Raw genomic sequence first — 13,596 nt, forward strand, 5'->3', positions numbered from 1 at the left:
ATCAATGCGCCGCGCGCGAGAACTTGTCGGCGCTCGAACGAATGAGCTGCGTGTCGCCGTTCTTGTTGCGGATCGCCTGCACGTAATACGTGCGCCCGGCATCGAGGTCCATCGTGAACGGACCGGTGTCCGAGGTGGCGTACGCATGCGTGCCCGGCATCACCGCGGTGACGAAGTACATGCCCGGGTCGAGATCGATGATCGACAGCGAACCTGCTGCTTCGCGGATCACCACCGGGTTGCCGGGCGATTTCGACGAACGGAAGAACACGACCTGCGCGCGTCCGGCGGGCGCCTTGCCGATCTCGGTCTCGAGCGCTTCGGAGGTCAGCGCGCGCTGCGTGACGTTTTCCGACGCCTGGCCCTGGTTCTCGACCGTGACCTTCTGCGCGAACGCGGGCAGGGCCGCCGCGAACAGCAACGCGACGAGCGCGCCGCGGAGGGGCGTGCCTCGAAGAGACGTGCCTCGAAGGGCAGGGGATTTCATGGGCGCGGCTCCTTGCTCAGCTTGGGGAACACCGAGCGTAACGCCGCGCATTCATCGTGCGGTGTGAACGCGTCGGCGCTCGGCGCCGACGCGTTCATGTGCGATTACTTCGCGAACTTCAGCTTCCCGAGCATGCCGTCGAACGTCGCCTTGTCGGACGGCGACAGGTTCGGGCGACCGGCCAGGAAGCCCATCGTCACGGTGCCGATCACGTAGTACGTCTCGCCGTCTTCGACTTCGAGCGTCAGCACGTCCTTCGCTTCGGAGTGCACGACGTACTGGTGCGTGCCCGGCTCGACCGGCACGACGAAGTAGCCGCCGCTGACCAGCTTGCCGAGTTCGGTCTCGCCTTCGCGCACCTTGTAGCGAACCGCGGAGCCGGCGAACTTCTTCTCGCGGAAGAAGATGATCTGGCCTTGCCCGACGGCGGCGGCGCACCCTTCGCGGCGGCGAGGGCGGCTTCCATCGCGACGTTGGCGCCGCCGGAAACGGCGGCGGCCGGTGCTGCTTCGGCGACGGGCGCTTCGGCAGCGGCGCCTTCGACAGCCGGGGCCGCATCGGCGGCCGGCGCGGGCGCCGGGGCCGCAGCTTCCTGGGCGAAGGCATTGCCGCACGCGAAGGCGGCGGCGAGGGCGAAACAGGACAGCAACTTACGCATCGATCACTCCTTGGAAACAGCGTTGTTGGACGATGGAACGACGGCGGCGTCCTGCACGGGCGCCGGCGTTGGCGCCGGCACGAGCGAAGGCGCGGATTCGGGCGCGGGGATGGATGCGGGCGAGGGCGCGATTGCAGTCGAGGGCGCAGTCGATGCGTCGAACGTTTCGGCGATCTTCGCGCCGGCGAGCGCGCCTTGCGGCACGTGTGTTTCGCCGCCGCGCACATAGGTGAACAAGCCGACGATCGGAATCGTTGCGAGGCCGATCGCCTTGCCGGACTTGTCGACGCCGGTGATGCCGAGCTTCATGCCGCGCAGCGCGATGCGTCGGCCATCGAGTTCGAGCCAGCGCGCGGCGAGGATCAGTTCGCCCGGCTTGCCACCGCCGCGCGCGCGTTCGGCGTGCACGACTTCGCCGACGCCCGGCGTTCCCGCGGGAATCACGAGTTGCTCTCCGACGTAGACCGGCGCATGCACCGCGATCGCGAACTTGTCGCCTCGCTGGCTTTGCGCGGAACCGAGCGCGTCGCGGATTTCGATTTCGATCGGCGTGCCCGCGGGCACTTCCTGTGCGTGCGCGCAGCGCGCGACCAAGGCAGCCACGCAGAGCGCGGCAGCGTAGAGCATTCGCATCGAGTGGAGCCCCCTGATTAGACGCGCGCATCCCCATGCGCGCAGCGCCTTCCCCAAGGCGCCGCGGGATTACGCCCGAGGGGGCGTCGGCTTGTCAAACCGCGAGGTCATCCCTCGAAGGTCAGCCCTCGAACTTCGCGAGCTTCTTCTTCACCGCGACATTCTTCAGCACGACGTACTTCGGCAAGCCATCGCGTCCGTACGGCGGCGGCGATTCGCCGCGGATCAACGGTTCGAGATAACGCCGCGCCGCGGCGGTGATGCCGAAGCCATCCTTGCGCAGGAACCCGGCGGGCATCGTCTTCTCGTGGTTCGCGATGTCTTCGAGATTCGCGGGCACGATCTTCCAGCGATACGGCGCATCCGCCGTGCGCTGGATCACCGGCATCGTCGCGTTCATGCCCTTCAGCGCGTAGTCGACCGCGGCCTTGCCGACGGCGAGCGCCTGGTCGAGGTCGGTCTTCGATGCGATGTGGCGCGCGGAACGTTGCAGGTAATCGGGCAACGTCCAGTGCACCTTGTAGCCGAGCGTGTCCTTCACGCGCGCGGCGAGATGCGAGGCGACGCCGCCGAGCTGCGTGTGGCCGAACGCGTCCTTGCCCGCGCCCGCGTCGGCGACGAACGTGCCGTCGGCGGTGTGGATGCCTTCGCTCGCGACGACCACGCAGTAACCGACGCGCTCGACCGTCTTCTTCACTTCGGCGAAGAACATCGCCTCGTCGAACGGCCGCTCGGGGAACAGGATGATGTGCGGGGCATCGTTCGGGCCCTGGCCCGCGAGGCCCGCGGCCGCGGCGAGCCAGCCCGCGTGGCGGCCCATCGCTTCGTACACGAAGACCTTCGTCGAGGTGTCGGCCATCGCGGCGACGTCGAGGGCGCATTCGCGCACGGAGACCGCGGTGTACTTCGCCGCCGAGCCGAAACCGGGGCAGCAATCGGTGACCGCGAGGTCGTTGTCGATCGTCTTCGGCACGCCGATGCAGGTCAGCGGATAGCCGTATTCGGCGGCCAGGCGCGAGACCTTGAGGGCCGTGTCGGCCGAATCGTTGCCGCCGTTGTAGAGGAACCAGCGCACGTCGTGGGCGCGGAAGACCTCGAGCAGCCGCTCGTAGCGCGCGCGGTCGGCCTCGAGCGACTTGAGCTTCACGCGACACGAGCCGAACGCCCCGCCCGGCGTGTGGGCCAGGGCGCGGATGGACGCCAGCGGCTCCTTCGAGGTGTCGATGAGGTCCTCGCGCAGCGCGCCGAGGATGCCGTTGCGCGCGGCCAGCACCTTCACGCGGCGGGCCCGCGCGGTCGTGATGACCGCCGACGCGGTGGCGTTGATGACGGCGGTGACGCCGCCCGACTGGGCGTACAGCAGGGTTCCGTTGGCCATTTGAGGTCGTGGGGTAGGGGCCGGTTGCGGTAAAGTGGCCGGCAATACGGCGGCGTGCGTGGGGTTGCGGGCGAGTGTAGCGCCGCGCTCCGTGGGCACGGTGCCAACGATCAGATTCGATCAGGAGTGTCTGGATGCGATTGGTCTTGTTGGGCGCGCCCGGTTCGGGCAAGGGCACGCAGGCGACCCGCCTGAAGGAACACCTGCAGGTGCCGCACATTTCGACCGGCGACCTGCTGCGCGCGGAAGTCGCGGCGGGCAGCAAGCTGGGCCTGGAAGCGAAGGAAGTGATGGCGCGGGGCGAACTCGTCTCCGACGCGATCCTCCTCGGCATGCTCGAGGATCGCTTCTCGCGTCCCGATACGCGCAACGGCTTCATCCTCGATGGCTATCCGCGCAACCTCGCGCAGGCCGATGCGCTCGATGCGCTGCTCGGTCGCCTCAAGGCGCCGTTCGACTTCGCGGTGCAGCTGGACGTGCCGACCGAATTGCTGGTCGAGCGCATCGCCGGCCGCGCCAAGGCCGAAGGCCGCGCGGACGACAGCCCGGAAGCCGTGCGCAAGCGCCTGGAGGTCTACAACGCCTCGACCGCGCCGGTGATCGATTACTACCGCCAGCACGGCCAGCTCACCGTCGTCGAAGGCGTCGGTTCGCTGGACGAGGTCTTCACCCGCATCCTCGAGGCGATCGCGCCGGTCAAGGAAGTGGGTTGATCGCAACGCAACGGGACGAGACTTGAAAGTCCACATCCTAGGCATCGCCGGCACGTTCATGGGCGGCGTGGCCGCCCTCGCGCGCGAACTCGGGCACGTCGTCGAAGGCAGCGACCAGGCGGTGTATCCGCCGATGTCGACGCAGCTCGAACAGCTCGGCATCGTGTTGCGCCAGGGGTATGCGCCGGAACACATCTCGCCCGATTGCGACGAGATCATCGTCGGCAACGCGCTCTCGCGCGGTAACGCAGCCGTCGAACAGGTGCTCGACGACGGGCGCCGCTACATCTCCGGCGCGCAGTGGCTGAGCGAACGCGTGCTCCCCGGTCGCGAAACGCTCGCGGTCGCCGGCACGCACGGCAAGACGACCACCACGACGATCCTCACGTACCTGCTGCAAGCGGCGGGTCGCGAACCGGGCTTCCTGATCGGCGGCGTGGCGGAAGATTTCGGCGTGTCCGCGCGCGTCGGCCGTGGCCGCGAATTCGTGGTCGAGGCCGACGAGTACGACACGGCGTTCTTCGACAAGCGCTCGAAGTTCGTGCACTACCGGCCGACAGTCGCGATCCTCAACAACCTCGAGTTCGACCACGCCGACATCTTTCCCGACGTCGCGGCGATCCAGCGCCAGTTCCACCACCTCGTGCGCACGGTGCCGCGTCGCGGCCGGTTGATCGTCAACGGCGAAGACCGGCACCTGGCCGAAGTGCTCGAGATGGGCTGCTGGACGCCGGTGGAAACCTTCGGCCTCGACGGCGGTGCGTTCGACTGGACCGCGCGCCTGTCGAAGGACGACGGCAGTGCGTTCGCGGTCGTGCACCAGGGTGTCGAGATCGGCGACGTGCAGTGGCCGCTGCTCGGCCGCCACAACGTGATGAACGCACTCGCGGCGCTGGCCGCGGTGCATGCGGTCGGTGTCGATCCTGCGAGCGTGCTCGGCGCGCTCTCGAATTTCCGCAGCGTGAAGCGGCGCATGGAAGTGCTCGGCGATGCGAACGGCATCACCGTGTACGACGACTTCGCGCACCATCCGACCGCGATCGCGACGACGCTCGCCGGCTTGCGCGCGCGCGTGGGCAAGGCGCGGATCGTCGTGGCGATGGAACCGCGCAGCAATTCGATGCGGCTCGGTGCGCATTCCGATGCGCTCGCGCCATCGCTCGACGGCGCGGACGTCGTCGTGTTCCTGCATCGGCCCGAATTGCAGTGGGATGCGGGCAAGGTCGTCGGCGCATTGAAGGGCGAGGGCGTGACCGCGCCCGACGTCGACATGCTCATCGCGGCGTTGCGTTCGCATGTGCGCACGGGCGACCACGTGGTGTTCATGTCCAACGGGGGTTTCGACGGCGCACCGCGGCGTTTCCTTGCCGCGATCGGTGCTGCCTGAGGCCGCGAACGTGCCCACGCCGACCTCGATCGGATTGTTCCCCCTCCACAGCGTGCTGCTGCCGGGCGCGACGCTGTCGCTGCGTGTGTTCGAACGCCGCTACCTCGATCTCGTCAGCGAGTGCACGCGCGACCAGCGCGGCTTCGGCGTGTGCCTGATCCTGATCGGCGATGAAGTCGGCGTGCCGGCGACGCCCGCGAAGTACGGCACGCAGGCGCGCATCGACGACTTCTCGACCGGCGACGACGGGCTGTTGCACCTGCGCATCCGCGGCGGTCGCCGCTTCCGCGTCGGCACGACGCACGTGCGCGACAACGGCCTGCTGCTCGCCGATGTCGACTGGTGCGAGTTCGATCCCGACGACGAGCTGCGTCCCGAACATGCGACGCTGAGCTTGGTCCTCGAACGCATCCTCGAGCAGGTCGGCGGCGAACACGCGAAGGCGCCGCCCGCACGCATGGACGAGGCGTCGTGGGTCGGCTGGCGACTCGCGGAACTGTTGCCGTTGCAGGAATCGCAACGCCAGGGTTTGCTGCAGATGGACGACCCGCACGCGCGACTCGACTGGTTGTTGCGCTGGATCAGTTGATCGACGCGCGCTGATCAGCGTTCGCGCACGCGCAGCACCGGCGTCTCGCCGTCCGGATGCACCGTTTCCTGCTGCGCCCAACCCTTCAGGTCTTCGACCAGTTCCGCATGCGCCGCGCCGTCGTCGGCGACCGGGCGCCACACGCCGAACACCTTGAGCGGCCTGCTCCAGTGCAACTGCTGCGTCGCGCCGATCCACAACGGCGTGCGCGACTGCAGCTGTTCCGGCGCGAGCCACAGGCGCAGGACATGGACGTCGTCGTCATCGACGACCTTGCGCAGCAACAAGGCTTCGGGGCGACCGTCGAGCGTCGCCGGCAACACGGCCTGCTGCCCGGCCGCGCGGTCGTCGTCGAGCAGGCCGAGCGTTTCGACCCAGCCGGCCTGCGGTTGCACCTGCCAACCCTTCGCCGCGAGGTGTCGCTGCAGCGAACCCGCCGAACCGGCGTACTGGAAATCGAGGGTCCAGCGACGCAGCGGATCGGTTTCCGTGCGCTGCGCGGGGAGCTTCGTCCATTCCGCCACCCACCACCGGTCGGGCGCGAGCGTGCGCGGCGGTTCGGGCGGCGCGTGCAGCGCGAGCGTCGATTCGATGCTGCGCGGCGCGTGCCACAACGCCGCGATCGTCAACACGCCGTAGAACCCCAGCGCGAGCGGCCGCATCCAGAACGAACGCGCGACGTGGCGGCGATACGCGATGCCGATCACCAGCAGCCACACGATGCCGAACAACATCCCGCCGACGACGTCGCTCAGGTAATGCGACCCGAGGTACATCTGCGCGAAGCCGAGCAGCGTGACCACCGCGCCGCTCACGATGTAGGGCCACTGGCGATCGCGTCCCGGCAGTTCGCGCGCGATCAGCACGGCGAAGAACCCGAGCGTGATCGTCGCCATCGTGACTTCGAGCGAAGGCACGCCGAACGCATCGCCGTGTTCGTCCGCCGGCAGCAGCGCGCCGAGGCCCGCGGTGAGCGCGAATCCGAACGCGAGCGCGGCCAGCCAGTGCGCCGCCGCGATCCAGCGCTTGCGGAAAATCAGCCACGCGAGCGCGGCGACCGCCGCCGGTCCGAGCACCTGCGCGTCGCCGAGCGCGTTGAACGCGGCCATCAGGCGATCGGCCAGCGGGTTGCGCAGCGCGGCCATGAATTCGCGCACGTTGTGATCGAGCATCAACGGACCGCCGCCGGCCCACAGCGCCGCGAGCAACGCGCCCCACGCCCACGCGATCACGAACAGGCACACCGCGAGCACGAGCAGCGACGCCGATTCGGGCCGGTTCGGATCGATCAGCGCGGCCGCGTACTTGCCGAGGTGCGGATGCGCGCGCGTCCACTTCAACGCGCGTTCGAGCAGGCGATCGGCGTGGCCGGAGAACCAGCGCCACGTGTAGACGGTGCAGGCCCACGCCAGCGTCAGCGCGAACAACAACGCGACGATCACGAGCGCGAGGCGATCGGCGACCGCGGCGATGGCTTCGTACGATTTGCCGAAGATCCAGCCGGGCGCGAGGAACGCGATCGCCCACAGCACCGCGGCCAGCAAGCTCACCGGGACGTAGCGTCGCAACGGCATGTGCAACATCCCCGCGATCGCGGGAACGAAGGGCCGCACCGCGCCGACGAATCGCGCGATCACGATGCCCTTGCTGCCGTGGCGCCGGAACAGCTTCTCGCCGCGGTCGAGCAACTGCGGATAGCGGCGGAACAACCAAAGCCCCCGCATCTGCGGGCCCCAGCGATGGCCGATCCAGAAACTCATCGCATCGCCGGCGAACGCGCCGGCCGATGCGCATGCGACCGCATAGATCCCGTCGATGTGGCCGAGGCCCACCATCGTGCCCACCGCGAACAGCAACGGCGCCGCCGGTACCACGATCCCCACGACCGCCAGTGCGTCGCAGAACGCGATCAACAGGATCAACAGCCCGGCTGCACGCGGGTTCGCGGTGATCCAGGCGACGGTGGCATCGAGCCAGTGGGTGGGCATCCCGGGATTATAGGGAGCAGAATGACGCTTTCCGTTCCGTGACATGAAGGCCGGGTTCATGGCGACGCTTGCAGGCAAGACGCTCTTCATCACCGGCGCATCGCGCGGCATCGGCCTGGCGATCGCACGCCGCGCCGCCGCCGACGGCGCGAACATCGCCATCGCCGCGAAGTCCGCCGTCGCCAATCCGAAGTTGCCCGGCACCATCCACACCGCCGCGGCCGAGGTGGAAGCCGCGGGTGGCCGTGCGCTCGCATTGCGTTGCGACATCCGTGAAGAAGACGAGGTGAACGCCGCCGTCGCCGCGACCGTGGATGCGTTCGGCGGCATCGACATCCTCGTGAACAACGCCAGCGCGATCTGGCTGCGCGGCACGCTCGACACGCCGATGAAGCGCTTCGACCTGATGCAGCAGGTCAACGCGCGCGGCAGCTTCCTGTGCGCGCAGGCCTGCCTGCCGCACCTGGCGCGCGCGGCGAACCCGCACATCCTCACGCTCGCGCCGCCGCCCAGCCTCGACCCGAAGTGGTGGGCCCCGCACACGGGCTACACGCTCGCGAAGATGGGCATGAGCTTCGTCACGCTCGGACTGGCCGCGGAGTTCGGGCCGAAGGGCGTGGCGGTCAACGCGCTGTGGCCGCGCACGATCATCGCGACCGATGCGCTCAACATGATCCCGGGCATCGACTTCGCGCGCTGCCGCAAACCCGGGATCGTCGCCGACGCGGCGCACGCGATCCTCGTGCGCGAAGCCGCGGGTTTCCATGGCCGCTTCCTCATCGACGACGACGTGCTGCGCGAAGCCGGCGTCACCGACTTCGCACGCTACGCCGTCGATCCTTCCCAGTCTCCATTGCCGGACCTCTTCCTGTGAAATACCTCCACACGATGATCCGCGTGCACGACCTCGACGCGACGCTGCGCTTCTTCTGCGACGGCCTCGGCCTGCGCGAAACGCGCCGCATGGACAACGAATCGGGCAAGTACACCCTGGTGTTCCTCGCCGCCGACGAAACGCCGCACGCCGAGATCGAGCTGACCCACAACTGGAACTCGGACGAGGACTACGGCAGCGCGCGCAACTTCGGCCACCTCGCGTTCCGCGTGCAGGACATCTACGCGACGTGCGAACGCCTGCAGTCGATGGGATACACGATCCATCGCCCGCCGCGCGACGGCCACATGGCGTTCGTGAAATCGCCGGACAAGGTGTCGATCGAACTGCTGCAGGAAGGACACCTGCCGCCGCAGGAACCGTGGGCGTCGATGCCCAACACCGGTTCGTGGTGACGCGTCAGGCGAGGCCGTAGTCGCGCAGGATGTCCGCGAACCCGCCGGGCGACTGCACTTGTTCCGCCTGCAGGCCGGCGCTGCGCGCGCCTTCGACGTTGGCGTAGTTGTCGTCGAGGAACAGCGTGCGTTGCGGCGCGTGCCCGAGGGTTTCGACCACGCGCAGGAACGCGACCGGCGCGGGTTTCGACACGCCGAGCACGTGGCTGCAGAAGATGCGCTCGCGCGGGAGCACGTTCACGAGGTGCGCGGGAAGCGAGTCGAGGACCAGCGGGCCGTTGTTCGTGAGCACCGCGACGTCGGCGCGGCCGGCGAGGGCCTTGATGCGATCGCACGTGTCCTGCGCGCATTGCATCGAAGCTGCGCGCGCGGCGAGCCAGTTCGGTGTGTCGATGGTGCAGCCGAGGACATCGGACAGCGCCTGCATGTATTGCGCGTTCGTGAGCAGGCCGGCGTCGTAGCGGCTTTCGAGCCCGTCGTCGAACAGCGCGGAGAACACGACGTCCGGGTCGCGGCCGATCGCCGCGCCCAGCGTTTCCACGCGGATCCTGTGGGAATACGACACGAGCACGCCGTCGAGGTCGAACAGCACCAGCGACGGCGGGTGCGAGATCACAAGGCCTTGAACGCGGCGCGCGCGGCGTCGATGGTGGCGGCGATCGCGGTGTCGTCGTGCGCGCTCGACATGAAGCCCGCTTCGAACGCCGACGGCGCGAGATACACGCCGCGGTCGAGCATCGCGTGGAAGAAACGGTTGAACGCGGCGGTATCGCACGCGACGGCCTGCGCATACGTGTCGACGTATTCGCTGCTGAAGAACAAGCCGAACATCGCGCCGACGCGCGTGGTCGTGAATGCAATGCCCGCGTCGCGCGCAGCGGCTTCGAGGCCGTCGCACAGCGCGTGCGTCTTCGCTTCCAGCGCATCGTGGAAGCCCGGTGCCTGGATGAGGTCGAGCATCTTCAGGCCCGCGGCCATCGCCACCGGATTGCCGCTCAGCGTGCCGGCCTGGTAGATCGGGCCCGAGGGTGCGATCTGCCGCATCAGTTCCGCGCGACCGCCGTAGGCGCCGACCGGCATGCCGCCGCCGATGATCTTGCCGAACGTGCTCAGGTCGGGCGTCACGCCGTAACGCTGCTGCGCGCCGCCGAGCGCGACGCGGAAGCCGGTCATCACTTCGTCGAAGATCAGCAGTGCGCCGTGGCGCGTGCACAACTCGCGCAGGTGCTGCAGGTAGCCTTCGCGCGGCGGCAGGCAGTTCGCGTTGCCGACCACCGGTTCGATGATCAGGCCCGCGATGTCGTCGCCGGTTTCGTCGAACAGCGCGGTCGCGGCGTCGAAATCGTTGTACGGCAGCGTGAGCGTGAGGTCGGCGAGCGCCTTCGGCACGCCGGGCGACGTCGGCACGCCGAACGTGAGCGCGCCGCTGCCGGCCTTCACCAGGAAACTGTCGCCGTGGCCGTGGTAGCAGCCTTCGAACTTCACGATGCGCGCGCGACCCGTTGCGCCGCGTGCGAGGCGGATCGCCGACAGCGTGGCTTCGGTGCCGGAGTTGACCATGCGCACCATCTCGCAGCTCGGCACGATGCGCGAGATCGCTTCGGCCATCGTCACTTCGAGCGGATTCGGCGTGCCGAAACTCAGGCCGTTGCGCGCGGTTTCGATGACCGCGGCGAGCACGTCGGGATGGTTGTGGCCGACGATCATCGGGCCCCACGAACCGACGTAATCGATGTAGCGGTTGCCGTCGACGTCTTCGAGATACGCGCCTTCGGCGCGCTGCACGAAGAACGGCTCGCCGCCCACCGACTTGAACGCGCGCACCGGCGAATTCACGCCACCGGGCATCAGCGACTGGGCGCGGGCGAAGAGAGCTTGCGAACGGCGGGTGTCCATCAGGGCCTCGAAGATTTGAACAACGCTTGGAATTCGCGCGCGGCGACGACGGGATCGGGCGCGTCGAACACGCCTCCGACCACCGCCAGCAGATCCGCGCCGGCTTCCAGCAGGGGACGCGCATTGTCGACCGTGATGCCGCCGATCGCCACCATCGGCAGGCCGAGCGCGCCGGCGGCGCCGAGCAGCGCGGGCGTTGCGCGGCGTGCGTTGGGCTTGGTCGCGGAAGGGAAGAAGGCGCCGAACGCGATGTAATCGGCGTCCTCGTCGGCCGCCTTGCGGGCGCGTTCGAGGTCGTCGTAGCAGGAGACGCCGACGATCGCGTCGGGGCCCAGGATCGCGCGCGCCGCGGCGACGGAGCCGTCGTGCTCGCCGAGGTGCACTCCGCTCGCCTTCACGTCGAACGCGAGTCGCGGATCGTCGTTCACGATGAACGGGACGCCCGCCGCGCGGCACAACGGCGCGAGCGCGACGGCCTGCGCGGCGCGCAACGCGGGATCGGCCTGCTTGTTGCGGTATTGCAGGAGTTCGGCGAACGGCAGCAGCGGTTTCACCCGCGACACCAGGTGTTCGATGTCCGCCTCGTCGGGCGTGATGAGATAAAGACCGGGCTGCATGCGGGTTCCTGGCGTGCGCTTCCGGAGGCGGCCCGTCGGTGGGACAATGCCGGCTTCGACCGAACACGCATTCTACGGATTCCGATGACCGACGCCGTCGCCACCGCCTATCGCACCTGGATGTGCGTCGTTTGCGGCTTCATCTACGACGAGTCGAAGGGCCTGCCGGAAGAAGGCATCGCCCCGGGCACGCGCTGGGAAGACATTCCCGACACGTGGACGTGCCCGGATTGCGGCGTGACGAAGGACGACTTCGAGATGATGCAGGTCTGACGCGGTGCGCGTCCCGGTAAGTGCCGCGTGCCGGTTGGTGCCGCGCGTCAGTTCGTACGCATCGAACCGCTGCTGAGTTCGACCAGGCGCTCGCGCAGCGGGCCGCTGTCCTGTGCATCCGGGTTGAGTTGCAGGTAGCGCGCGAGATCGTTGCGCGCCCCTTGCTGGTAACCCATCTTGAGGTACGCGAGCCCGCGGTCGCGCAATGCGTCCGCGTTGTCCGGTTGCAGGCGCAGGAGGCGATCGGCGCTGCGCGCGGCGCGTTCCCAATCGTCGCGTTCGGCGTACACGCCGTGCAGGTTGCGCAGTACGCGCATCAGGATCGCGCGATGCGTCGCCGGATTGAGGATCTGGAACAACGCGCGATCGTCGGGCGCTTCGCCGTTGAGGTGCGGGCGTGCGCGCTGGCGCAGTTCGTCTTCGTCGAGCGGACGGCCGCGATTGAACGGATCCATCACCAGCACGCCGTCGTCGACCGGCAGGCGCACGAGGAAATGGCCGGGAAACGACACGCCGTCGAGCGGAATGCCGAGGCGGCGCGCGACTTCGATCTGCACGAGCGCGAGCGAGATCGGATTGCCCAGGCGACGCTCGAAAACTTCGTTGATATAGCTGTTGCGCGGATCGTAGTAATGCTCGCTGTCACCCGAGTAACCGATCTCGTCGAACAGGTGGCGGTTGATCGCCGCCATCTTCTGCGGCCACTGATCCACGGAGTCGACCTGGTCGCGCAGGTGTTCGACGTGGCTCTGCAGCATCGTGTCGTAGAGGTCGGCATCGAGCTGCGGATATTCGTCGCGCGCGATCAGCAACGCGGTACCGAGCAGCGGAAGCTCACGATCGTCGACACCGGCAAGGTCGGTCCAATCCGGCAGGGAGAAACGCTGGTGCATGGCGCAAGCCTGCAACCGCGTCGAGCGCGTTGCAAGCCCGCCGGGGTCAGCGTTGCGTGACGCCGGGCCCGAAGCGGAGTTCCGCGCCTGTTTCCAGTTCGAGTCGGGCCGCTTCGCCGGCGTTGAGCTCCAGGACATAACGCGCGGGCGCAGTGCTCGGATAGGGCGGGCATCCGTCGCCGAGCGAACAAGGCGGGACGTCGCGCTGCTGCGATACCAGGCGGCGCGCGTCGTCGAAGTAAAGGATGTCGAGCGGAATGTGGGTGTTCTTCATCCAATAGGCCTGCGGCGCCTCGACGTCGTGGATGAAGAGCATGCCGTGGTTCTTTTCGAGCGAGTCGCGAAACATCAGGCCGCGCGCGCGCTCCGCATCGTCGTCCGCGATTTCCACGCTGTAACGCGTGCCGTTGAGTTCGACCCACGGCCCCTTCGCACTGGCGCAACCGGCCAGGAGCAGCAGCGAGGCGGTCAGGAGAATGGGAAGGCGCATGGCGTGGTCTCCGGGAGGGGCGTTGAACATCCGGGACGCCCGCCGCCGCCGTCAAGCATTCATGTTGTCTTGCACGGACCCCCTTCCCAAGCTTCGCGGCGTTATGCACAATGCGCGCCCCTTCGTCGGGTGCCCGCTTCACCGGCCCCGACGACCCGAAAAAAACCTCTCACGAGGTGTTGACGGATCGAAGAAGGGCTGTATTATGTGCGGCTCCCTCGGGCACTTCGGTGCGACGGGGAAAGGGACAAGGCGCTGAGGCCGGTTCCGCAGATCTTTGACAGTGTGCGCAGGTGACTTGTGC

At 68.2% G+C, this 13,596-nt stretch carries 16 protein-coding genes; 6 read left to right on the forward strand and 10 right to left on the reverse strand.

Annotated elements, in window-relative coordinates; all coding sequences use genetic code 11:
- Position 1: 1 nt before the first annotated feature.
- The 4 genes from LK996_RS15350 to LK996_RS15365 all read right to left on the reverse strand — a co-directional run bounded on the left by LK996_RS15350 (position 2) and on the right by LK996_RS15365 (position 3,156).
- Entirely contained in the window at positions 2-487 is a 486-nt protein-coding gene (locus LK996_RS15350; RefSeq protein WP_230528243.1) for a DUF2846 domain-containing protein, read from the reverse strand.
- A 104-nt stretch (positions 488-591) separates the two neighbouring features.
- Positions 592-846, reverse strand: a complete 255-nt coding sequence (locus tag LK996_RS15355; protein WP_230528244.1) for a DUF2846 domain-containing protein — start codon at positions 844-846, stop codon at positions 592-594.
- A gap of 302 nt (positions 847-1,148) precedes the next feature.
- A complete protein-coding gene (locus LK996_RS15360; RefSeq protein ID WP_230528245.1) occupies positions 1,149-1,748 on the reverse strand; it encodes a hypothetical protein in 600 nt (199 codons plus the stop codon).
- Positions 1,749-1,899: 151 nt separating this feature from the next.
- On the reverse strand, positions 1,900-3,156 hold the full coding sequence (locus LK996_RS15365; RefSeq protein ID WP_230528246.1) for a 6-phosphofructokinase: 1,257 nt from the start codon (positions 3,154-3,156) through the stop codon (positions 1,900-1,902).
- A 134-nt stretch (positions 3,157-3,290) separates the two neighbouring features.
- Between LK996_RS15365 and LK996_RS15370 the strand changes: the two genes are divergently transcribed.
- The 3 genes from LK996_RS15370 to LK996_RS15380 are packed head-to-tail and all read left to right on the forward strand — an operon-like array spanning position 3,291 to position 5,845.
- Complete coding sequence (locus LK996_RS15370) at positions 3,291-3,869, forward strand: adenylate kinase (protein ID WP_230528247.1); 579 nt, start codon at positions 3,291-3,293, stop codon at positions 3,867-3,869.
- 22 nt (positions 3,870-3,891) lie between these two features.
- On the forward strand, positions 3,892-5,256 hold the full coding sequence (gene mpl, locus LK996_RS15375) for a UDP-N-acetylmuramate:L-alanyl-gamma-D-glutamyl-meso-diaminopimelate ligase (protein ID WP_255657198.1): 1,365 nt from the start codon (positions 3,892-3,894) through the stop codon (positions 5,254-5,256).
- Between the two features lie 10 nt (positions 5,257-5,266).
- Positions 5,267-5,845 carry an LON peptidase substrate-binding domain-containing protein gene (locus tag LK996_RS15380; protein WP_230528248.1) on the forward strand — a complete coding sequence of 193 codons (579 nt, stop codon included), beginning with the start codon at positions 5,267-5,269 and terminating at the stop codon, positions 5,843-5,845.
- Positions 5,846-5,859: 14 nt separating this feature from the next.
- Here LK996_RS15380 and LK996_RS15385 read toward each other — a convergent pair whose 3' ends face one another.
- Positions 5,860-7,833, reverse strand: coding sequence for a bifunctional DedA family/phosphatase PAP2 family protein (locus tag LK996_RS15385; protein ID WP_230528249.1), 1,974 nt, complete (start codon positions 7,831-7,833; stop codon positions 5,860-5,862).
- 58 nt (positions 7,834-7,891) lie between these two features.
- On the opposite strand from LK996_RS15385, the gene LK996_RS15390 reads away from it, so the two are divergent.
- Positions 7,892-8,707, forward strand: a complete 816-nt coding sequence (locus tag LK996_RS15390) for an SDR family oxidoreductase (protein WP_230528250.1) — start codon at positions 7,892-7,894, stop codon at positions 8,705-8,707.
- The gene (locus LK996_RS15395; RefSeq protein WP_230528251.1) at positions 8,704-9,123 is read left to right on the forward strand and encodes a VOC family protein; all 420 of its coding nucleotides are present in this window, start codon (positions 8,704-8,706) and stop codon (positions 9,121-9,123) included. The genes LK996_RS15390 and LK996_RS15395 overlap by 4 nt, the downstream gene beginning before the upstream one ends.
- A 4-nt stretch (positions 9,124-9,127) precedes the next feature.
- Here LK996_RS15395 and LK996_RS16705 read toward each other — a convergent pair whose 3' ends face one another.
- The 3 genes from LK996_RS16705 to thiE are packed head-to-tail and all read right to left on the reverse strand — an operon-like array spanning position 9,128 to position 11,636.
- On the reverse strand, positions 9,128-9,739 hold the full coding sequence (locus tag LK996_RS16705) for an HAD-IA family hydrolase (protein WP_230528252.1): 612 nt from the start codon (positions 9,737-9,739) through the stop codon (positions 9,128-9,130).
- A complete protein-coding gene (gene hemL / locus LK996_RS15405) occupies positions 9,736-11,019 on the reverse strand; it encodes a glutamate-1-semialdehyde 2,1-aminomutase (RefSeq protein ID WP_230528253.1) in 1,284 nt (427 codons plus the stop codon). Before hemL ends, LK996_RS16705 begins: the two co-directional genes overlap by 4 nt.
- Positions 11,019-11,636: a thiamine phosphate synthase gene (gene thiE / locus LK996_RS15410; RefSeq protein WP_230528254.1), complete on the reverse strand. Its 618-nt coding sequence runs from the start codon at positions 11,634-11,636 to the stop codon at positions 11,019-11,021. The genes hemL and thiE overlap by 1 nt, the downstream gene beginning before the upstream one ends.
- A gap of 84 nt (positions 11,637-11,720) precedes the next feature.
- Here thiE and LK996_RS15415 point away from each other — a divergent pair, with 84 nt between their 5' ends.
- Complete coding sequence (locus LK996_RS15415; RefSeq protein ID WP_230528255.1) at positions 11,721-11,909, forward strand: rubredoxin; 189 nt, start codon at positions 11,721-11,723, stop codon at positions 11,907-11,909.
- Between the two features lie 47 nt (positions 11,910-11,956).
- Here the strand turns inward: LK996_RS15415 and LK996_RS15420 are convergent, their stop codons facing one another.
- Positions 11,957-12,802 carry a SirB1 family protein gene (locus LK996_RS15420; protein ID WP_230528256.1) on the reverse strand — a complete coding sequence of 282 codons (846 nt, stop codon included), beginning with the start codon at positions 12,800-12,802 and terminating at the stop codon, positions 11,957-11,959.
- 46 nt (positions 12,803-12,848) lie between these two features.
- Positions 12,849-13,292 (reverse strand): DUF192 domain-containing protein, encoded by a 444-nt coding sequence (locus LK996_RS15425; protein ID WP_230528257.1) that lies wholly within the window; start codon positions 13,290-13,292, stop codon positions 12,849-12,851.
- Positions 13,293-13,596 lie beyond the last annotated feature (304 nt).

This window comes from Noviluteimonas lactosilytica (assembly GCF_020866925.1).
Taxonomy (GTDB): Bacteria; Pseudomonadota; Gammaproteobacteria; order Xanthomonadales; family Xanthomonadaceae; genus Noviluteimonas; species Noviluteimonas lactosilytica.